The sequence below is a fragment of the Vibrio sp. Vb1574 genome (assembly GCF_033338675.1).
On the sequence record NZ_JAWOTC010000045.1, the window covers coordinates 24,251 to 44,702 of the forward strand.

Here is a 20,452-nt window from a genome sequence, read left to right on the forward strand (position 1 = left end):
CATTGATTGAAGAATTAACATTTTAACAATCATTACAACAATGTTAACTTTAGCCTCGTTGGTCGCGCTGGTGGTAAGCCTCTCACCAAGCCTATTGTCAGTTTTATATGGACGTTCGACCACCTCCAAAATGAATAGACACCCAATTTGGTGCCCTTTTTTCGCCCGTGAAAGCATTCTTCGCGGGCTTTTTTCTTTAAGTTAAGTATGAACGCTCTGGATCAACTTTTTTTGCCAACCTTTCGGATTTGGAGGTAGTATGCGAATCAATAAGCGGAGACAGTGCTAGCAACTCTAAAACGTTTTTTTCAAAGATTTCATCCGCGTGTCTTACCCAATCTAAAAACTTTTTTTGAGCAAACATAGGCTCGATTTCATATAAAAATTCAATACTAAAGTAAAACTCATTTTTGATAGGCAAATTGTACACTCTTCGATAGTCTTTTTTATACTCCAAATTTCCTTCTACATATTTTGAAAATGTATTTTCACCAATCTTGATATCTTGGCATTTGATTGGAGGATAACCACGAAGAAACTCTCCTACAAGGAACTCTTCTTTCGCTCTCTTTTTTTCTTCGTTTATCGGGTCCATTCCCCAACGATGATTTGCATACGCAATGGCATCATTCATCAACTCTGTATGATCACCTTTTTGAGAACCGTCAGGTGACTCTACAGCATGATAAAAATCCACGTACTCTTTCTCTATAAATGAAGATAGTTGATTAACACTAGTAATATATTTATCTGAAGATTTAATCCTTAACCGAATATATAAGCTACCTTGTTTATTGATTGGTAATAGTGGATTTATTATTTTATTTTGAAAAGAGAAATAAATCGTGGCCAAGTTTATAAGCTTTTCATGCCGCTCTACTTTTGAATCAATATTGAATCGTTGTAATTCAATAAAATCTTGGTATACATGACCTTGATATATATTGTTCGGACATTCAAATGATAGTACTAAGTCATCTATCTGGAACGCATTATGTAATAAATTAGAGAAATCCGGCTTTCCTCTAAAACCATCTTTACACATTTTAATAAAACTCATATGTCTATCTCTTATTCTTCAAATATGCATCAATACCTTTAAACGAGAGCCTGCAATATGAGTTCTAATTCAAGTAAAGGTAAGCCACATACTAAGGTAGTATGAAGGTCAAAAAGGAGATCGGATCTTTTCTAAATTTTAAATATCTAACATCACCTCCACTTTACTGAAATCTACACTTTTGAAAGTTACATCCGCTCCATCCAGCAATAGCTCATCAAACACGCCAACTATTGATAATAGGCTTGAGGATCTGATCTCCACCCATGAAATGAGAAACAAAAAAGCCAGCCTTAAAAGGCTGGCAAGTAGAGCAACAAGGTCAGTGCTTACTGCTAACTAACACCGAACTCGTATTGGATTCATTTTCGTCTGTTAGTCTCTTTTATCGGCGTTTATGACTTGCTTGCTTTCTCTTTGTGGCACGTTACCTTTACTAACTGTTCTTGCTCATCTTTAATGTTTTTCACGATACGCTCATCACGTGCGTGAATGGCATCCATGTTCATTTGCTGAATATCTGCTATAGCTTCATGTTTCATTTCAGAAAAGTCCTGACGTAAATCTGAGCTCCACTCCTCTTTGTCTAAAGTGTTAGCAGCAGCGATTGGTGATGACATTACAGCAATAAGACTTAGAGTAGATAGAAATACGCTTTTCATAATAAGCTCCTTGAGGATTAGCAGTTAATTTTAATTACAATTTATATATTGCACATACGATGCCAACTTTTATTTTGTTATTTTTCAACAACTTAAATAAAACCTCATATTCAACGTTATCTTCGTCTGGTAAATTTCGCTAACCAAGTGTCAAATTAACCATGCAAATTTAAAACATTAGAAACATACATATTAGAAATACTTTGTCAGGCAGTTTTCTCATCAGATAATTACGTAACTGCCCACTAAAAAATCACTTTGAATCAAAATGCGGAAACAAAAAAGCAGCCCGAAGGCTGCTCCTAATCGTTAACATCAAGCTTGTTAACTCGATACGCTTGCTTCAACGCTCGACGTCACTGGCGACTTTCTGAAACGATTAATCAAACGATGGATAAACCTCTTAATCGATCTGAAAATATTTTTAATATCTTCAAGCATTAAATACAAACAAGGCACCAACACTAAAGTCAGAACCGTTGCGTACAACACCGCAAAGCCCAAAGCGACAGCCATCGGTATGACAAAACGCGCCTGCAAACTCGTTTCAAACATTATCGGCAATACACCCGCAAACGTCGTTATTGAGGTGAGCGTGATAGCTCGAAAACGAGCACAACCCGCCTCAACAACCGCTTGTTTGATGTTCATACCCTTTTCTCTCACTTGGTTTACGTAATCTGTCATAACCAGAGAGTCGTTAATAACCACGCCAGCAGCGGCGATCAAACCAAATGTCGACATCATACTGATGTCTAAACCTAGCCAGAAATGGCCCCAAATCGCCCCCGTCAGACTAAACGGAATGACGGACATTACAATCAAAGGTTGGGTATAACTTTTTAACGGTACAGCTAACAAGATGTAGACGATGATCATGCCTGCAATAAAGAACAAAATCTGTTCATTACGCTGCGCAGCCTGCTCTTCAATATCACCGCCCAATTCTGTTTTCACAGTTGGGAAGGCTTGCTTCATGTCCGGTAAGATATTGTCGTCAATGACCTTAACGATTTCTTGAGGTTCAACCAATTCTTCGTCTATGGAACCATAGACATAAACGGTTTGATACCCGCCTTCACGTCGAATGCTACTCACGCCCGGCTGCTCGTTGATCTTCACCACATCACCTAGCATGACCTTCTTACCTGCTGGTGTGGTAATCACAGCGTAACGCAATGATGAGAATGCTTCACGCGTCAATTGCGGGTAACGCACCATAACTTTAATTTCTTCACCATCACGAATAATGCGCTGTGCTTCGCCACCATAAAAGCTGCCACCAACTTGCTCTGCGATCATGGTGAGATCCAGACCGAGATCGTACGCTACAGGCGCAAGAGACAGGAGTACTTCTTTGCTTCCAGAATCAATAGAAGATGAAATATCATATAACCCTTCTTCCTGCTGTAAACGCTCTATCAAGTAACGCCCAGCCTTGTTGAGCTCATTGATGTTAGAACCAAACAACAAGTAACCAAACTCATCTCTGTCACCACCACCCGCACTCTGCTCGCGGATTTTGATGCTCTTCATACCTGGAATAACAGGCATAGCTTCACGCCAACGTCGAGCCAGTTCAAATGTATTGAACGGGCGTAACTCTTCATCAACCAGAGGTACTAATACACGACCTTCGGTGCGGCTTCTGTTGTACGACAGCACATCACGAATCATTCCTTGACCATGTTCCGCAATGGTCTCAGATTCGATCTTTTGCATGATACGTTCAATAGTCTTGAGTGCACTGATTGTCTGCTCACTTGAAACGGTATCATTCATTTCAATAGTGATCGCAGGATAGTCAGTCGGCACTTTAGGGTTAGGGATCACCCGAACATAATTCGCGTTGATCAAAGCCGCGCTGATCAGCAGTAAACCACAGAACACCGCAAACACTGTCCAGCGCCAATGGGTGCATGTTGTTACAAAGTTCCGATATGGACCATTTACAAAACCAAAAAAACGTTGGTTAAATCGGTCACGCCAACCACCTGGTTTAACTGGCTTAAAATGAGTATGCGCAAGGTGTGCAGGAAGGATCAGCTTCGATTCAATCAAACTGAAGATCAAACACAGAATCACGACACCAGCAATGCCGTAAAAGAAAGCGCTATCAATACCACTCGAAAGCAAGAATGGTGCGAATACAGCAATCGTTGTCAGAACACCAAATGTCGCTGGCGTAGCAACACGTTTGACACCGCGTACCACGTTCTCGACACCGCCGCCCTTTTCTTCGATTTCACTGTACGCACTTTCTCCCATGACGATGGCGTCATCCACCACAATTCCGAGCACCATGATGAAAGCAAACAGCGAGACGATGTTCACTGTAATACCCAAAGCTGGCATCATCATTACAGCACCGAGGAAACAGACAGGTAGCCCAATCATTACCCACATAGCCAAGCGGAAACGTAGGAAAATGGTCAGCATAATCGCGACTAATGCAGCGCCTTGCAGCAAGTTTTTCAACATCATGTCGAGACGCCCATTTAAATAATAAGTCGTATCAACTAAGACTTTGAGCTTAACATCCTGCGGCAATGTCTTGTTTTTTGCTTCAATATAATTACGAACGGACTGTGCAACAGGGATAATGTTCTGATCACGAGTGGCTTCAACAGACATGTAGATCGCATTTTGCCCTGAGTATTCAAAATAGCGCTCTTCTTCCGTAAAGCCATCTTTGATCGTGGCGATATCTTGCAGTAAAACCTTCGCACCATTTGCGCCAAGCTTTACAGGAATATTTCTAAACTCATCACCACGGTAGTATTGGTTTTCAATCCTTACTGCAATCATCCCTGAGTTTGTTTTTACTTCGCCCGCAGAAAAGTTGGCTGAGTAACGGCTGATCGCGCTGCTGATATCGCTCAACGTCAGGTCGTATTTACGAAGAACAAGTGGGTCAACTTCAATCGCTATTTCTTCTTCTGGCGCACTCAGATACACCAGCATGACGTTTTCTAACTGAAGTAATTCATCTTCGATTTGCTTAGCAATCGGTTTAAGCTCCTCGAGCGGTCGGTCCCCAACTAACCCCATTTCGATTACATCTTGGCGCCATTCAACTTGGTAGACATTGATTGGTTCCATACCCGCTGGTAAGTTAGACAAGGTATCAATACGTTGGTTTACATCATCTAAGACACGCTTGATATCGGCATTAACGTCTACCTCGATGGAAACATACGCGCTACCTCTAGAGGCCGTTGAGACTGCTTTTTTAATCCCGGTGACGTCTTTAATCGATTCCTCGACCTTAACGAGAATACTCTCTTCTATCTCTTGAGGAGAAGCGCCAGGATAAGTCGCACGAACATCAATGTAGTTCACCTCAATATTCGGAAACATCTGCCTTTGAATAAAGAGAAAACTCACCACACCCATGATAATGATGAACACCATCAAAAGGTTGGCAGCGACGGGGTTATTCGCAAAATAGGCAATCAGGCCCTTTTGTTTAGTATCTTCCATGACAAACTCCTACTTACTGTACGACGGTTTCGGAGTCGTCACTCTTTTTTGCGATTTGTACCGCCATGCCTTTTTGAGGGTACTCGGGCAAGGTCAGTACCAACTTATCACTTTGCTCTAAACCTTCGCCCACCAGCAAAAACTCACCTTCTGCTCTCAAAACCGTGACAGTTCTGGGTTGAAGTTGATTATCGCCATTCACCACCCACACGGTACGGTTTTTAACTAATTCCTGTGGTAAGCGATAGATATGCTTAAGTTCCTTACCAGTGAAGCTCACTTCAACGTAGGAGCCGAATTTAATTGGAGGCTGCTGGTTATCGACACCGTATGGGTCCGCGATTTGAATGACCATGTTAATCATTCGGGTAGCACTATCAATCATGCCTAAATCACGAACTACTCGACCTTCTCTAGTGGTAGAAAACACACCTTGCTGCGTCACTGTCGCAGTGAGTTCACCAATGGATTCGGGTAAAAATGCACTATCAAAACCGGCAATGGGTACGTGCACCTCTGCCACTTCGATGTTGTTTAACGTGGCAACTCGAGAACCAGATGTAACAAATTGACCAACACCAATATCACGCTCAACAACCAGCGCATCGTAAGGTGCAACGACTTTGCAATTTTCTAACTCTCTTTTTGCTCGTTTGAGTGCCGCTTGAGCCGACTTCACTTGGGCTTGTGCGCTCAAAACGTGAGGCTTGCGTAAATACAGATCCGTCACTTGCTTATCGCTCAGTCTCTTTGCCTGACGTTTTGCCACTTCGGCTTTCGCTTGTTCCTCAATCAAGTTTGCGCGTGCACTAGCTAAATCGGCTTCAGCTTGTAAAACCGACGCTTCATAGTTGTCACTTTCAATTGTGAAAAGAACCTCTCCTCGTTTTACGATGCCACCCGTCACAAAATTCGGGTGCCAACTTGTAACTTCACCACTAACTTGCGCGGAAAGGTGTGTTTTTTCAAAAGGGACTAATTCACCGTGACTAGTAATCACCACTTTGTGATCGGTAGGAAAAAGAGAAGAAGCCTGAACAGTAGGTTCTGTAATTGCATCTTTGGTTGACTCTTTTTCCGGCGCAGTTGCGGCAATTGCAGCATATCCTGCATAAGAGCCTCCAACGACGGCGAAGGGTAAAAGCCAACGTAATATGGGTTTTGCTAACATCGAAAATCCTTTTTTATTGTTGTTTTCAACACCACACTTTTATTCAGTCCATTGCTCCCGGTAAGCATGGTGGTGAGAGAATTGAATTTGAATAAACATCAAAGCGGCGCTTGCCTAGTCTTTTAAGCAGCGAACTAGATAGTTATTGCCAATTCAAAGTTAATAAAATTAACAAAAAATTAACCAACTGCGCAAGTTGCTCTGACTTAACTTGTATTCTAAACAGCAAATGACATGCCAAGCATTTATTTATTAAAAATCATATGGTTATATAAAAACCATTATTTTATCCAGTGTGCTATTGGTCATAATCACCAGATATTAGTGATTATGACCAATACGGCCATAATGATAATTAAAATAAATGATTATCTGCGCTCTAAAAGTTGAACTTAGTGCAGGCTCTATGGCAATTCATTGATTAATCGCTCGTTATCAAACGGTTCTGGGTGCATGTGGCGTCAGCTTAAGTCTATAATTTGGAGTAGGTAACACTCTGTAAGACAAGGAAATGTGCTTTGTTACAAACACTCGCCAAGTTGCTCTTCCCCTCGCTGCTCACTCTTTTATCGGCATGCTCATCCGTATCGTTGAATGACGCCAGTGAAAAGTCCACCAGCTTTCAGCTCGGTTATCAAAAGGATTCTGTTCTTGCGCAGTACTTTGACGCTTACGGGAGAGACCCTAAGTCCATAACTGGCTTTGCACCGTTAAATCAGGGACACGATGCCCTTCTTGCTCGAACCTCTTTGATCGAGTCCGCCCAGAAAAGCCTTGATCTTCAATACTATATTTACCGTGGTGACGAAACGAGTCAGCTAATAACGTGGCGCTTGTATGAAGCGGCAAAGCGTGGTGTTCGAGTAAGGCTGTTGCTTGACGATATGCAAAAGCGAAACGACGATGTGATGGCTGCCCTCAATGCACATCCTAATATAGAAATCCGCTTATTTAACCCGCATCAGTATCGCGACTCCCGTTGGTTCGCTCTTGCTAGCGATTTTGAACGTCTTAATCGTCGTATGCACAATAAGTCTCTGATTGCAGACAGTGTTTCCGCCATTGTCGGAGGTAGAAATATCGGCAATGAATACTTCTCTTTTGAATCGCAAGTTGAGTTTGGTGATTTTGATCTTCTGCTCTATGGTGAGGCGGTACAACAAACTGCCGATCAGTTCGACCTCTACTGGAATAGCGCCTATGCGATACCAATGGAATGGATTACACCGAATTCACAGCAAATTACCGACCAAGCGATTCAAAAGCAGGTCAATAAACTCCGGTTAGAGGAAAAGTTTTCAACCGGCCGCTATGACTTCACACAACTGGATATGTACCAAGATCTAAAACAAGGCAAACTCAAGCTCTACTGGGGAGAAGCGAAAGTATGGTTTGATCTGCCCGATAAAGTCGCAACCCGAGAGAGCCAACTTATTGATAATTTGTCGGAACTGGTTAAAAGTGTTGAGGATTCATTTGTGCTCATTTCTCCTTATTTCGTTCCAACTAAAGTAGGTACTCAAGCATTAAGTAACGCGGCCAAGCGAGGCGTTGATATCACGATTGTGACCAATAGCCTCGCGTCTAACGATGTGTTTGCCGTGCATGGTTGGTACGCAAAATATCGAAAAGATCTACTCGAAGCTGGAATCAAGCTTTGGGAAGTAAAAGCGAGCGCAAAACTCAAAAGTAAGTGGAGCCTCACGGGGAGTAGCAGAGCAAGTTTACACGCTAAAGCAATGACGATTGATAACAAAACACTTTTCGTTGGTTCAATGAACTGGGACCCACGTTCGGCAGCTTTGAATACCGAAATGGCCGTTGTTATCGAACAGCCAGAATATGTGCAAATGTTTCTAGAACAACTGCCGAATCAACTGTCGAGTAACGCCTATGCCTTAACTCTGCGCGACGGGGACATTGTCTGGACCGACGTAAAAACAGGCGAAGAATACGACTCCGAACCAGAAGCAGGAGTATGGCGAAAAATGGGCGCTTGGTTCTCCGGAATATTACCAATTGAAGATCAGCTATAACAGTTGCCAATACTGCAAATCTCCCCAGTCACGCAAAACAAAATGGACGCTAGTTTTGGGGCTGGGGACACAACCAACATAAGGAAGTTCAATGCCAGCGCAATGGAATGAATACTATCAGAAGATTTTAAGCCAACCTCACCGCCCAAACGTGGAAAATGCCGTAAACCTACTTAAGGTAGAAGGCAAAGTCGCTCTCGATATTGGCTGCGGAATAGGTCGAGACAGCCACTTCCTCCTCGAAAAAGGATTTAAGGTTCACGCATGTGATAGCAATGAAGATGCAGTAAAAACTTGTTTAACACGCTTTGAAGGTAATAAACGATTTTCGGTTTCGCAGTGCTGTTTTACTGAATTTAATTATCCTCAGTGCAGCTTGGTTATCGCAAATGCCAGTTTGTTCTTTTGCCCTGACACAGGCTTCAAACAAGTCTGGACAAAAATAGACAGCGCATTACAACCAGGCGGTATCTTCTGCGGCGATTTCTTGGGAGTGAAAGACTCCTGGGTTACCTCCGAAATGCATCCAAACATTACCGCATTAACAAAAAAGGAAGTGGAAAGCTTATTCGAGGGTTACGGCCTCATTTCATTGCATGAAAGAGATGAAGACGGGACCACTGTAGTAGGAAGCCAAAAAAATTGGCACATGTTTAGTGTGACCGCTCGAAAGCGCTAAAAATGGTCTCTCAATAAAGAAAGCAGCACTTCAAATCAGTGCTGCTATCAGAGATTAATTGACGGGATACACCACTTCAAAACGCTCTAAAACCAGCGTACGTTTCTCATGCCAATCGATGTTCAACTCATCGCATTCAGCTTTAAAAAATGCAGTATGTGCATCACGCCACCAGTTTAAGGTTCTATCACCTTCGCCTTCTGCGAAGGCAAACTCTGCGGTTACATCCTCATATTTGCATGTATTTACGTCAGTAATTCGTATCACGCAAACCGGGTCCCCATCCCAATTCGTCACTACTTGTAAATGACCGACTTGGGGCATGATTTCACCATGCTCTCGATACCAAAGCTCCAAACTGCACGATGCTGTTTTCTGTCCAATACGAACCAAATCTGCGCATACATTCGCGTTGTATTCGTCGGCACAATAATAGTCAGCACTGACTGATGGTACAGCTTCCCTTTGTTCTGGTGATAATAATTCTAGGAATTGTTCTAAGTAATCCTTAGCTCGCGCGTCCATGCTCACTCCATTAATCATAAATTCGCAAGGAGGATAAAAGATATCACAACAAATAACCACCAGGAACAAACTGAAAAACAACAAGAATATGACTTCTACGTAGACGACTGTTATTTCTTTTGTAATAACTTTGCTAAACGTTTGTGCTATTTGCTATTGTTGCATGGTCTATCTGTACTCTTCTCGTGAAAGGACGTTATATGCGCTTATTTATTGGTATTTTTTTCTCGCTGATACTTGCCTTGCCAACAATGGCATCGGAGGAAAAGTATTCAGAATCGGATCTGTTAGATAGACCATTAATGGAACGCTATATTTTAGATGAACTAAAAGCGCTACGTCAGGACTATCAAAGCCTAGAAAAGCGAATGATCACAGAGATCACCGATCGCGAGCTAACGGTCGCAGATAAATCGTTGAACTATGCCAACGTGACCGTTACATACTTCTTCTACATCATTGCTGGTGTCGCATCGCTGATTGCCTTTGTCGGATGGCAATCTCTGCGCGAGTTTAAACACAACACCAAAGAGATGGCTGATAAACGATTGGAGAAGATCGCCCAAGAATACGAGAAAAAGTTTGTCGCCCTTGAGCGAGATTTAAAACGCAAAACTCGCATTATCAGTGAAAACAACAAAGAGATTGAGAAAATCAACGAGATCCATAACTTATGGCTACGTGCACAAAGCTCTCAAACTCCAGAACAACGTATTGAAATCTATGATGAAATCTTATTAATTCGTCCAGGTGATTTAGAAGCGTTGACTTACAAAGCCGACGCAGCGATGGAAATCAACGAATACCATTGGGCACTTAGCATTTGTAACCGCGTACTTGAAGTCGATTACACCAACGGCCCTGCACTGTATCAACGCGCGTGTGCATACTCTCGCCTTGGTATCGAAGAGCAAGCTATTGAAGACTTGGAACGCGCAATTGAATACAGCCCATCCATTCGTGATTTACTTGCCGAAGAACGAGACCTCGAATTGCTGCACGGTAATGAGCGTTTTGAAAAGCTCTTACATCTAGCAAGCGAATAATGGAATAAACAGCATGAGCAGCCACTTTAATCTAGAAGACGCTAGCCAAGTATTGGTTGGTGCTTTTGCCCTAGCAGTCCCGATCTCATTTTCGGAGGAGGCGTGGCGATTGGGTGAGAGCCTACCAATGGCAAACTTGCTCATGCTGTTAAGTCTTTCTGTCATTTTCCTCAGTTTTTTCGCGTATCAAAGCGTGTTTCAAAGCCACATCAAGAATCGCGTATCCATCTTTATTTTTCGTGTGGTTATCGCGTACCTCATTGCGGCCGTTGTGGTAGCGTTAGTTCTTTTCTGTCTTGATAAGCTGCCACTCATGAATGAGCCTTTGGTTGCGATAAAGCGCGTTATCGTCATCACAATGCCTGCTTCGATGGGCGCGATCGTAGTCGACAGTTTCGACAAAGAATAGAGATAATCGCTACTCTTCTTCTAACGTTAAGTTCGACCCCGAGTGGTCTTTCCCTAATACATCTTCTGGGTTTCGCAGTGCGCAGGTTTCTAACGACAAGCACCCGCAGCCAATGCATCCGCCTAAATCGTTTTGCAACGCTTTAAGTTTTTGAATCTTTTGTTCTAACTGTTCATGCCAATGGCTTGCCATTTCTTCCCATTGCGCTTTGTTAGGGGCTTGGTGTTTCGGCAGTTCATCTAACGCATGTTTAATTTCTTCTAACGACAACCCAACTTGCTGCGCTGCTTTGATCACCGCAACACGGCGCAACACACTGCGATGGTAGCGACGCTGATTACCTTGATTTCTCCAGCTCGAAATCAGTCCTTTTTGCTCGTAAAAATGTAGGGCAGATACTTTCACTCCAGAACGTTTTGCCACTTCTCCTACGCTGATTTCCATCCTTGACTCCCTGCGTATCAATTTTGTTAAAAAAATGCTTTACCTCAAGTTTACTTGAGGTTTTAAAGTTGCACCATCTTAATTAACGCTAAACCCCGGCGATCTCAAGATAATGTATTCAGCGCGAACGACTTGGTTGTTAACCACAAGACAGTTGGACATCAACCTTTTGAAATCCATCGGGAGTTAGAGGCAAACATAATGAAAAATAAAACTCAGCCGTACTTAGCTGGCCGCTTCTTCGACAGTATCTCCTCTGGCTTATTCATGATGGCGCTGCCATGGGTCATGCTTTCCGAACCTAACATGGGCACTTTCGTAGCTTTAGTTTCTCTGAGCTGCACCGCGATTTCTTTTCTAGCAACGCCTTTCTTTTCCACTTTAATTGACCGACATTCACGCAAAGTACTACTCGTGCTCAATCAATGGATTCAATCGGGTATGGCTTTGGTGGTGTTCATTGCTTATTGGTTAGGGTTTGAGTCACACTGGTTGCTGGCTTTTGCGCAATTGGTGTATTGGGTTTCGAGTAATTTTGCATGGACGACCAACAACGCCTTCACCCAAGAAAATTATCAGCACCATGAGTATGCGAAAATTTCGGGTCAGCAAGAAATTGTAATGCAATCCACAACCCTCGGAGCTGGCGCGTTGGGTATTGTTTTGCTTGAAATGTGGGGTATGAAAGAGTTTGCTTTGTTTGCGGCCAGCGCCTCTGCGTTAGCAGCGATGTTCTATATTCTGACGCCTTATACCCAACAATTAAGGGCGTCAAAATCCGTTGCTTTCATCGCGCAACTCAAAGAGAGCAAACAAATATTCCGTCTCGAACCCCGATTTTATGGCTTTATTCTGCTCTCTTGCCTCTCTTATCCTGCATTGACGTATTTGAGCAAACTGGTGCCGATTTGGTTTTCTGAACAAGGCATCTCTGGCGATTGGTTTGCAGGGTTCAACATCAGTTTTGGCCTCGGTTCGTTGCTAACCGGCTTTATTGTCACCAAAGTGCTAAGCCGTGCCTCCCATAGCCACATTATGTTCGCTTCGATGGTTATGGTATCTTTTGCGCTTATCGGGATGAGTTTTGCGATGAGCCCGCTGACCATCTTATTGTTTACGGCGCTGTTTGGCGTATTTAACGCGCTAAATCGCATTGCGAGAGTCAACTGGATGCATCACACCGTAGCGGTTCATCAACGAGGTCGCGTCGATGGCGGCATCAGCATGTTTGCCACCACCATTCAATCTCTCAGTTACGTCCTGATTGCAATGTTGAGTCATTACGAACTAACACAATACGGTTTTGCAATCGCAGCTGCTGTCATGGTGTTAGCAGTGATTTTGATGGGATTACTCAGTCGAGACGTCGAGCCGTTTAACGACCTGCCCCTTCATGCAGCAGCAAAGTGAAGCATAGAAATTGAGAAGTTGAGAAATTGAAAAAGCGAGATAGGAAGGCAACCAACATCGTCTTCCTATTTTTTACGCCAGCACTTTTGCCTCTATCGCTTATCAGCAAGGTTGGGTATTCTGAAGTGACCAACATGAGCAGGGGGAAATCGCAGTGAACTTAAGGCAATTAGAAGTCTTTTACGCCATTATGCAAGCAGGAACGGTGTCAGGCGCGGCTCGCTTACTGCACGTTTCCCAACCTAATGTCACTCGAGTTCTCGCCCATACAGAACAACAACTGAGCTTCGCTTTATTTGAGCGTGTAAAGGGCCGTCTCGTTCCCACTCAAGAAGCCAAAGCCTTATTGCCAGAGGCTGAAAAAGTCTATCAACAACTCGGACAATTTCGCTCTCTGACCAACAAAGTCAAACAGGGAACTCAACATTTACGAGTTGGTGCTCCGCCTGTTTTGGCCGCACACTTGTTAGCGCCGACTGTCGCGTTGTTATCGAAAGAGCACAGCATCTCCTTTGAGCTCTTAACGGCCAATCGCGATGAGCTGTGCTCAGGTTTACTGAAACATGAACTGGATGTCGCCATTGCGTTCGGTGAAGAAACACCACCAGCGATCATGGGGCACGTGTTATTGAAAGAAAACTTAGCACTGATCGCTCCTAAAAGCGCAGCGATACCCGCAGAAAAAACCGTCATTTTAGAAGAACTCATCAGTCACGATTTACCCATTATCGGTTTAGATAGCCGAGACCCTCTGGGCTTGCTGTTACATCAAACCTTGTCAGCGCGTGACGAGCATTATCAACATGCCATTACCGTCCGCAGCTACTCCGCGGCGGCTGAACTGGTGAAAAACGAAGCAGGATTCGCGATTGTAGACCCTTGGACTGCAAAACAATATCGCCAAGATAATGCCGTTTCCGTGCATGCTTTGGAGCCAAATATGTCCTTCTCTGTCTCTATTTTATTCGCAGAGCACACACCTCAATCCATTGCGACAAAGCAATTTATCACCGCCCTAAAACAACAGATGGTTTAAAGGTATAACCTGAAGTTATACCTGCCTAACAAATAAGCATTCGGTTTCCTAAATCAGTCTGGCTACATTAATGAGCAATAACGATGACGAAGGGAACCATCATGCAAATTGCTCAACCTTACCTACTCTTTCTTGGCGACGTAACCGATCCACTCGCAGCAAAAACCGCGCGTGGCATATATCAATGGCGACCTGAGATTTGTCTTGGCCAAATCCGCCTGACGCCAGAAACCGTATCGCTTGGTTTAACCGACATGACACTACAAAAAGCGCAGCAGCAAGGAGCAAAAACGCTGGTGCTTGGCACGGCAAATCCAGGAGGCGTCATTCCCGAAGCTTGGCAAGCAACCTTACTTGAAGCGGCAGAGATGGGATTTGAAATTGCATCGGGCATGCACCAACGTTTGGCGGAATTTGCTCCTCTTGCCGATCTAGAACAACGTGGATTAACCAAACTGTATGATGTTCGCCATTATGATGCCCCGCTCAAGGTCGGCAATGGCAAAGCTCGCGCAGGCAAGCGAGTACTTACTGTAGGAACAGATTGCTCCGTTGGCAAAATGTACTCTGCCCTCGCCATTGAGCACACATTAAAGCGTAAAAACTGTCGCGCAGAGTTCAAAGCAACGGGTCAAACTGGAATTCTCATCGCAGGCAGTGGCATTTCAATTGATGCCGTAGTTGCCGATTTTATCTCCGGCGCAGTAGAAACGATCAGCCCTGAGTTCACCGATCACGATTGGGACATCATCGAAGGGCAAGGTTCGTTATTTAACCCTTCGTTTGCTGGCGTAAGTTTGGGCTTACTTCACGGCGCACAAGCTGACGCTCTGATACTGTGCCATGAGATTGGTCGCCCGCACATCCGCAACTTACCACATGCGAGCTTGCCAACTATTGAACAAACGATAGAAGCGAATCTGGCCGCTGCTCGCCTAACAAATCCAAACGCTCAATTAGTGGGTATTTGCTTAAACACTTCGGCGCTCAGCGAAGAAGATGCAGCCCAGTTATGCCAGGATTGGAGCGACAAATACCAAGTGCCCGTCACCGACCCTGTACGTTTTGGCGTTGATGCGGTTGCAGATAGGCTCCTTACGATTTAAGAAACATTTACGGTTTAGAAAATAACTGTGGTTTAGGGAAAACTAGTGAGATGAAAATTCATGTAGAACCTGTCACGCTTGCCATGGCGACACCATTTCGCATCTCTCGCGGCAGTCGGACAGAGTGCCACGTAGTCCGCGTGACAATTGAACATCGAGGCATGATCGCCCAAGGTGAATGCACGCCATACCCTCGTTATGGTGAATCGGTTGAATCGGTGATTAAGGCGATTTCTCACGCCGCGCATGAGCTGCAAAGTTTGTATGCCAAAGGCGAAGCTGATGTCATGGTTCTCAAAAGCCAGCTTCAATCGTTATTACCCGCAGGGGCGGCAAGAAATGCATTGGATTGCGCCCTTTGGCATCTTCACGCGCTTTTGAGCCAAAAGCAGCAGGTTCACGACCTCTTTACGTTACCCGAGGCGATTGTGACGGCGATGACGGTTTCTATCGACAAGCCGCAAGCGATGGCAAAACAGGCACAAGCTTACCTTAGCCAAGGCGCAAAACTGCTTAAGGTAAAACTGGATGGTGAAAACGTGATTGAGCGCGTTGCAGCAGTACGCGATGCCGCGCCGCACGCACAAATTGTCTTAGATGCGAATGAAGCGTGGCAAAACCTCGACCTCGCGACGGTATTTGCTCAACTCGAACCGTTTAATATCACCATGATCGAGCAACCGTTGCCACAAGACTGCGACGACGTACTCGCCAGCATTCCGCACCCCATTCCACTTTGCGCCGATGAAAGTTGTCACACCAGAGAGCAATTGCATCAGTTGGTTGGCAAATATGAAATGGTGAACATTAAGCTAGATAAAACTGGCGGGCTCACTGAAGCACTATTATTATCCGACGACGCCCAAAAACTCGGTTTTAGCCTCATGTCCGGTTGTATGTTGGGGACGTCGCTTGCGATGCGTGCTGCCTTACCCATTGCTGCTCAGGCAAGCGTTGTCGATCTTGATGGCCCGGTGCTGCTCGGACAAGATGTAACGCCAAGCTTGGTTTATTGCGACGGCGAAATCGTTCTTTCCAAATAGCCTAAACAATCCAGAGGTTTTGCTCCAAAAGTCAGAACCTCTGAGTTTATGATCTCGATTAAAAAACAATCAGCCCCATCATGAAATAAGTCACATAAATTATATGGTTATTGATGCATGCTAAGATTCCAGTAGTCCAAGAAGGTGGTCTTATGCATCGAGTCATCCGGAAAATGACGTGGAAAACGAATAGGCGGTAATCCCGCCCTACTCCAATGCAGTGCGTGGGTTTCTATAACAACCCACTTCCTAGCAATTCGTAGGTTTTTCACGCCATCTTGCAAGGAGGCTTTATGCCTATCAATAAAATACGCAATATCGCTTTTGTCGGTCAAACCGGGACCGGTAAAACCACACTGATAGAAAAACTGCTCTTCACCTGCGATGCCACCCACCATTTAGGCAGCGTAGAAAAAGGCGATACTGTTACCGACTTCGACCCTCAATCCATCCAATATCAACACAGTATTGAAGCAACGCCAGTCGCACTGCGCTGGAATAAACACCGGCTCAATATCATCGACACTCCGGGACAAAACGAGTTACTTGGCCGTACTATCAGCGTTTTTCCTGCCGTTGAAACATCCGCCCTTGTCATCGACCCTCAAACACCACTTAACCAAACTTCCGATCGCTTATTCACCTTTGCAAAAGAGCAGCAAAAATGTCAGATGATCATCATCAATAAGCTCGATAACCACGGTAGTCAGTTAGAAAGATTGATGGAGAACATCGTTGAGCATTTTGGTGACCACTGCTTGCCGATCAACTTACCTTCGGCTGACGGGGAATCTGTAGTTGACTGCTATTTCGAACCAGAATTGGGACGAGAAACCTTACTTGCAACGGTAGATGAAGCTCATGAGACCTTAATTGACCAAGTCATCGAAGTCGATGAAGAACTGATGGAACTGTATCTGGAACAAGGCTCCGAACTCACCGCAGAGCAACTGCATGATCCGTTTGAAGAAGCACTGAGAACTGGACATGTGATTCCGGTCTGTTTTGTCTCAGCACAAACCGGCGCGGGCGTCGAGTTGCTGCTGCGCACCTTGGCGGAGATCATGCCCATGCCAAACGAGGGTAACCCTCCTCTACTGGAAAAGAACGGCAAAAAAATCAAAGTAAATTGCGAAACCTTAGAGCACACCGTCGCACACGTGTACAAAGTCAGCGTCGACCCATATATGGGAAAACTTGCCTACTTACGTGTGTATCAGGGTGAAATCAATGCGGGCAGCCAGCTTTATATTGGCGAAAGCAACAAGGCATTTAAAGTTGGGCACTTATATCAACTGCAGGGCAAAGATAGAACCGAGATCCCTCGCGCGCTTGCAGGCGACTTCTGCGTTTTAGCCAAAGTGGATGATCTCGAATTCGATTCAATCGTTCATGACTCTCACGAAGAAGATGGTGTTCAACTCAAAACGTTGGACCTTCCTGACTCCATGTATTCTTTGTGCTTGAAGCCTCTTAAGCGTGGAGATGAGCAAAAATTAGGAGATGTGCTGAATAAAATTGCCAGTGAAGATCCTTCGCTGCGCATCGAACATCGCGCTCGCACCAACGAAACCATCATCAGCGGCCAAGGGGAGTTTCACCTCAAAGTCGCATTAGAAAAGATGGCGAACGTGTACAAACTGGACGTCGAAACCTGCCAACCAAGCGTCGAATACTTTGAAACCATCACCAAACCTGCCGAAGGGCATTATCGACACAAAAAACAAAGTGGCGGTGCAGGCCAGTTTGGTGAAGTGCAATTGAAGGTTCGTCCACTCGAACGTGGTGTCGGATTTAAGTTCATCAACAAAGTGGTGGGTGGCGCCATCCCAACCGCGCTCATTCCTGCTGTAGAAAAAGGTATTTTGCAAGCGTTAGAGGAAGGCGCGATTTCTGGCAACCCAATTAAGGATGTGGAAGTCACCGTTTATGACGGTAAATATCACTCCGTCGATTCGAAAGAAATTGCGTTTGTCATCGCAGGTAAGAAAGCCTTTTTAGATGCGATTAACAACGCCGATCCTATTGTGCTGGAGCCAATTGTCCAAATGGAGTTACACGTCCCAACCACAAACGTCGGTGACGTGTCTGGGGATTTGTCAGGTAATCGAGGATTAATAGAAGGCACCGAACCGATTGATAGCCAATTCACGTTGTTGAAAGCCAAATCGCCAGTAAACGAGTTGCAAGATTACGCTCGTCGATTACGAGCTATCACGGGTGGTGAAGGCAGTTTTAGTATGACTTTAAGCCATTACGAGCCCGCGCCACCAGCAGTGCAAAAACAGGTCTGCCAAGGCAGTACACAACAAGGTTAATTCCCTAAGATTCAAATCAATCACATAAACAAAAAAGCGCCCTCATTTTGAAGGCGCTTTTAGGTAAAAGAAAAATTATTTATCGAGAGACAAACCTATCTGACTGATTTTGCTTTCAAACTCTTCGATGCTGTTCGCTTTGTAAGTCGGAGCACCGTTAAAGTAGCGCGGTTTCTCTGGCAGCATCGCATTTTTCAGCTCTTGTTCTTGATCGATATTGTCATGGTAAACCGTTACACGATTTGGAATATCCTGCTTCATTACAGCCATTTTGGTTCTCCTTTATTAAGACGAATAGTAAGCGTAGAACGAATTTATCGGAGTACAGGCGAGACTGTGTAAAATTTAGACACTCACAGCAAAATCATATTTAAACGGTTGCATTTAATATTTTTGAGGCACTTTGTCGTGGCTATTGGCAAACGTGAGTGCAGCGATTAAGGTGAGATTTCTCTACATGAACACAGGAAGTCCGGTGTCGCAACAAGAACTCAACCAAATGGGCAGTGCCAAAGTTTTTCTCATCGAAAAAGATGGCGTCCAAGTAATAGAAAAACGTAACCCTACTCAAATAGAAGTGGCGTTTTATCAACGCTATGCCGAGCAGTTTAACGCGCTTGGAATACACGTACCGCGCTTGATTCAACTCGACGACCAGAAAAACGTTCTGCACATTGAATACGTTCCCCACGCAGTCGAGCAAGCATTCTTACTTGAAGATCCTCGAGTCATTGAACAACTCGTCAAACTGCACCAACTTCCACCAATATCAGATGGTATTTATCACCGCCATCAGTGGACACCACAAGCGACCCAACAAGCACTCGCAACACTTGAACTGGGCTCAGAGACAGAACAGTTCTTCCACAACCTCCAACAACGATCGGCGCACCTTTTCGATGGACAGAACTTGATCTCCGGAGACTCGAATGCTGGAAACTGGGGACAGCGTAGAAATGGCGAGCTGGTGCTGTTCGACTGGGAGCGCTTCTCTACAGGGCATGTCTCGATAGATTTAGCGCCGCTCATCGAGGGCATGGGCACATTTGATGATTACTTGAACGTAGCAGGCAAGTATATAAAGTGCGCAGAGAAAGGTGAAACAACAGCATTGGCGCGCGATATCGGACTAGCAAAAGCGTGGATCGTTGTCGAGGTAGTCAACATACTGGTCTCCAGAGAGAATCCGCAGACCAGCAAGTATTTGGACTGGTTTCGGCAAACCTTGCCGCAATGGGCCAAAAGCCTTAGTGCTCAGGTGATGAGTTAGGCTCTGAGATTTGATGTAAACGCCTTTCAGGTTCTGCGCATGAGGTTTCGCAGTTGCATACTTTATCAACACCGACTTTGTTTAAACCGCCGCAACTTCCTTGAATACGCTTGTTATGAAAAATGACACCAAGTGACATCAACAAAATGATTGCGAGAAAACCAAGAAAGGTAAATAACCAAACCATATTAACCTGCCTTATTAGCCATCGACTCTAGCTTAAGTATAGCAGGGCTAGATGTTGCTTTGAGTAGCGCTTTAGGTCTTGCCAACAAGGAGGTTTTTGATTTTTGGCCACCACAACCACAGGAGCCGCAGCCGCCTTTTTGTTTGTGAACACTTTTCTTATGATTGTTTGATGGGCGTCCTTGAGAGGGCTCAATCAAAGGCTCTCTTGGAACCGCAAGCACATCTTCCAAGGAACTACGAGTAGACAGCCTAAATACTGGCGTGCCACTGCTAAGTAGCTTTGCCAATACACGTTCACCGATATTTCGCACAAGAACAGCATCCACGTTGTACCCTTGTAGAGACTGAATCAACTGAGACTTCGCATTACAACCCGCTTGTGGCATAGAAGCAATGTTCGCTAAGTTTTTTAGCATACCGTCAGTATCAGAATAAATAGCAATGTATGGTGCTTTTACAAAGTGGTTTGCCACCCGCTCACCATCATTAGGAATAGCATAAATCATAAGTTTGACTCCTCATTCGGAAAAACTAATGCATGACCTTCAACTAAACTTTTTGCGAC

General features: G+C 44.5%; 19 protein-coding genes. 10 read left to right on the top strand and 9 right to left on the bottom strand.

Annotation, left to right across the window (positions count from 1 at the left end):
• Positions 1-196: 196 nt before the first annotated feature.
• The 4 genes from R7O12_RS20235 to R7O12_RS20250 form a co-directional block, all read right to left on the bottom strand.
• A complete protein-coding gene (locus tag R7O12_RS20235) occupies positions 197-1,060 on the bottom strand; it encodes a hypothetical protein (RefSeq protein WP_005373874.1) in 864 nt (287 codons plus the stop codon).
• 395 nt (positions 1,061-1,455) lie between these two features.
• The gene (locus tag R7O12_RS20240; protein WP_005373876.1) at positions 1,456-1,722 is read right to left on the bottom strand and encodes a hypothetical protein; all 267 of its coding nucleotides are present in this window, start codon (positions 1,720-1,722) and stop codon (positions 1,456-1,458) included.
• A 324-nt stretch (positions 1,723-2,046) separates the two neighbouring features.
• The gene (locus R7O12_RS20245) at positions 2,047-5,205 is read right to left on the bottom strand and encodes an efflux RND transporter permease subunit (protein ID WP_005373879.1); all 3,159 of its coding nucleotides are present in this window, start codon (positions 5,203-5,205) and stop codon (positions 2,047-2,049) included.
• A 13-nt stretch (positions 5,206-5,218) separates the two neighbouring features.
• A complete protein-coding gene (locus tag R7O12_RS20250; RefSeq protein ID WP_005373881.1) occupies positions 5,219-6,376 on the bottom strand; it encodes an efflux RND transporter periplasmic adaptor subunit in 1,158 nt (385 codons plus the stop codon).
• A gap of 518 nt (positions 6,377-6,894) precedes the next feature.
• On the opposite strand from R7O12_RS20250, the gene R7O12_RS20255 reads away from it, so the two are divergent.
• Positions 6,895-8,412 carry a phospholipase D family protein gene (locus tag R7O12_RS20255; RefSeq protein ID WP_318126308.1) on the top strand — a complete coding sequence of 506 codons (1,518 nt, stop codon included), beginning with the start codon at positions 6,895-6,897 and terminating at the stop codon, positions 8,410-8,412.
• 91 nt (positions 8,413-8,503) lie between these two features.
• Positions 8,504-9,091, top strand: coding sequence for a class I SAM-dependent methyltransferase (locus R7O12_RS20260; RefSeq protein ID WP_318126310.1), 588 nt, complete (start codon positions 8,504-8,506; stop codon positions 9,089-9,091).
• 54 nt (positions 9,092-9,145) lie between these two features.
• Here the strand turns inward: R7O12_RS20260 and R7O12_RS20265 are convergent, their stop codons facing one another.
• A complete protein-coding gene (locus R7O12_RS20265) occupies positions 9,146-9,616 on the bottom strand; it encodes an ASCH domain-containing protein (protein WP_318126311.1) in 471 nt (156 codons plus the stop codon).
• Positions 9,617-9,816: 200 nt separating this feature from the next.
• Here R7O12_RS20265 and R7O12_RS20270 point away from each other — a divergent pair, with 200 nt between their 5' ends.
• Both R7O12_RS20270 and R7O12_RS20275 read left to right on the top strand, forming a co-directional pair.
• Positions 9,817-10,662, top strand: coding sequence for a tetratricopeptide repeat protein (locus R7O12_RS20270; protein ID WP_005373890.1), 846 nt, complete (start codon positions 9,817-9,819; stop codon positions 10,660-10,662).
• 13 nt (positions 10,663-10,675) lie between these two features.
• Positions 10,676-11,071, top strand: a complete 396-nt coding sequence (locus R7O12_RS20275; protein WP_005373896.1) for a DUF2391 family protein — start codon at positions 10,676-10,678, stop codon at positions 11,069-11,071.
• 9 nt (positions 11,072-11,080) lie between these two features.
• Here the strand turns inward: R7O12_RS20275 and soxR are convergent, their stop codons facing one another.
• Complete coding sequence (gene soxR / locus R7O12_RS20280) at positions 11,081-11,515, bottom strand: redox-sensitive transcriptional activator SoxR (RefSeq protein WP_005373898.1); 435 nt, start codon at positions 11,513-11,515, stop codon at positions 11,081-11,083.
• A gap of 201 nt (positions 11,516-11,716) precedes the next feature.
• Between soxR and R7O12_RS20285 the strand changes: the two genes are divergently transcribed.
• From R7O12_RS20285 to fusA, 5 genes are all read left to right on the top strand, one after another.
• Positions 11,717-12,925 (top strand): MFS transporter, encoded by a 1,209-nt coding sequence (locus R7O12_RS20285; RefSeq protein WP_017635140.1) that lies wholly within the window; start codon positions 11,717-11,719, stop codon positions 12,923-12,925.
• Positions 12,926-13,079: 154 nt separating this feature from the next.
• Positions 13,080-13,961 (top strand): LysR family transcriptional regulator, encoded by an 882-nt coding sequence (locus tag R7O12_RS20290; protein ID WP_005387199.1) that lies wholly within the window; start codon positions 13,080-13,082, stop codon positions 13,959-13,961.
• 101 nt (positions 13,962-14,062) lie between these two features.
• Positions 14,063-15,067, top strand: a complete 1,005-nt coding sequence (gene dgcN / locus R7O12_RS20295) for an N-acetyltransferase DgcN (protein WP_222716472.1) — start codon at positions 14,063-14,065, stop codon at positions 15,065-15,067.
• A gap of 50 nt (positions 15,068-15,117) precedes the next feature.
• Complete coding sequence (gene dgcA / locus R7O12_RS20300) at positions 15,118-16,110, top strand: N-acetyl-D-Glu racemase DgcA (RefSeq protein ID WP_222716443.1); 993 nt, start codon at positions 15,118-15,120, stop codon at positions 16,108-16,110.
• A 293-nt stretch (positions 16,111-16,403) separates the two neighbouring features.
• A complete protein-coding gene (fusA, locus tag R7O12_RS20305; RefSeq protein ID WP_025768000.1) occupies positions 16,404-18,428 on the top strand; it encodes an elongation factor G in 2,025 nt (674 codons plus the stop codon).
• 75 nt (positions 18,429-18,503) lie between these two features.
• Here fusA and R7O12_RS20310 read toward each other — a convergent pair whose 3' ends face one another.
• Entirely contained in the window at positions 18,504-18,698 is a 195-nt protein-coding gene (locus tag R7O12_RS20310; RefSeq protein WP_005373920.1) for a hypothetical protein, read from the bottom strand.
• Between the two features lie 187 nt (positions 18,699-18,885).
• On the opposite strand from R7O12_RS20310, the gene R7O12_RS20315 reads away from it, so the two are divergent.
• Positions 18,886-19,698 (top strand): phosphotransferase, encoded by an 813-nt coding sequence (locus R7O12_RS20315; protein ID WP_318126312.1) that lies wholly within the window; start codon positions 18,886-18,888, stop codon positions 19,696-19,698.
• Here R7O12_RS20315 and nqrM read toward each other — a convergent pair.
• Together nqrM and R7O12_RS20325 are read right to left on the bottom strand one after the other, a co-directional pair.
• Positions 19,676-19,885, bottom strand: coding sequence for a (Na+)-NQR maturation NqrM (nqrM, locus tag R7O12_RS20320; RefSeq protein ID WP_318126314.1), 210 nt, complete (start codon positions 19,883-19,885; stop codon positions 19,676-19,678). The genes R7O12_RS20315 and nqrM overlap by 23 nt on opposite strands.
• A gap of 1 nt (position 19,886) precedes the next feature.
• Positions 19,887-20,393, bottom strand: a complete 507-nt coding sequence (locus R7O12_RS20325; protein WP_005373923.1) for a NifB/NifX family molybdenum-iron cluster-binding protein — start codon at positions 20,391-20,393, stop codon at positions 19,887-19,889.
• Positions 20,394-20,452: the final 59 nt, after the last annotated feature.

What these genes read in the sequence shown, in the direction of transcription:
- R7O12_RS20235 (WP_005373874.1), bottom strand. Translation starts at nt 1,060, where the DNA reads ATGAGTTTTATTAAAATGTGTAAAGATGGTTTTAGAGGAAAGCCGGAT.
- R7O12_RS20240 (WP_005373876.1), bottom strand. Translation starts at nt 1,722, where the DNA reads ATGAAAAGCGTATTTCTATCTACTCTAAGTCTTATTGCTGTAATGTCA.
- R7O12_RS20245 (WP_005373879.1), bottom strand. Translation starts at nt 5,205, where the DNA reads ATGGAAGATACTAAACAAAAGGGCCTGATTGCCTATTTTGCGAATAAC.
- R7O12_RS20250 (WP_005373881.1), bottom strand. Translation starts at nt 6,376, where the DNA reads ATGTTAGCAAAACCCATATTACGTTGGCTTTTACCCTTCGCCGTCGTT.
- R7O12_RS20260 (WP_318126310.1), top strand. Translation starts at nt 8,504, where the DNA reads ATGCCAGCGCAATGGAATGAATACTATCAGAAGATTTTAAGCCAACCT.
- R7O12_RS20265 (WP_318126311.1), bottom strand. Translation starts at nt 9,616, where the DNA reads ATGGACGCGCGAGCTAAGGATTACTTAGAACAATTCCTAGAATTATTA.
- R7O12_RS20270 (WP_005373890.1), top strand. Translation starts at nt 9,817, where the DNA reads ATGCGCTTATTTATTGGTATTTTTTTCTCGCTGATACTTGCCTTGCCA.
- R7O12_RS20275 (WP_005373896.1), top strand. Translation starts at nt 10,676, where the DNA reads ATGAGCAGCCACTTTAATCTAGAAGACGCTAGCCAAGTATTGGTTGGT.
- soxR (WP_005373898.1), bottom strand. Translation starts at nt 11,515, where the DNA reads ATGGAAATCAGCGTAGGAGAAGTGGCAAAACGTTCTGGAGTGAAAGTA.
- R7O12_RS20285 (WP_017635140.1), top strand. Translation starts at nt 11,717, where the DNA reads ATGAAAAATAAAACTCAGCCGTACTTAGCTGGCCGCTTCTTCGACAGT.
- dgcN (WP_222716472.1), top strand. Translation starts at nt 14,063, where the DNA reads ATGCAAATTGCTCAACCTTACCTACTCTTTCTTGGCGACGTAACCGAT.
- dgcA (WP_222716443.1), top strand. Translation starts at nt 15,118, where the DNA reads ATGAAAATTCATGTAGAACCTGTCACGCTTGCCATGGCGACACCATTT.
- fusA (WP_025768000.1), top strand. Translation starts at nt 16,404, where the DNA reads ATGCCTATCAATAAAATACGCAATATCGCTTTTGTCGGTCAAACCGGG.
- R7O12_RS20310 (WP_005373920.1), bottom strand. Translation starts at nt 18,698, where the DNA reads ATGGCTGTAATGAAGCAGGATATTCCAAATCGTGTAACGGTTTACCAT.
- R7O12_RS20315 (WP_318126312.1), top strand. Translation starts at nt 18,886, where the DNA reads ATGAACACAGGAAGTCCGGTGTCGCAACAAGAACTCAACCAAATGGGC.
- nqrM (WP_318126314.1), bottom strand. Translation starts at nt 19,885, where the DNA reads ATGGTTTGGTTATTTACCTTTCTTGGTTTTCTCGCAATCATTTTGTTG.
- R7O12_RS20325 (WP_005373923.1), bottom strand. Translation starts at nt 20,393, where the DNA reads ATGATTTATGCTATTCCTAATGATGGTGAGCGGGTGGCAAACCACTTT.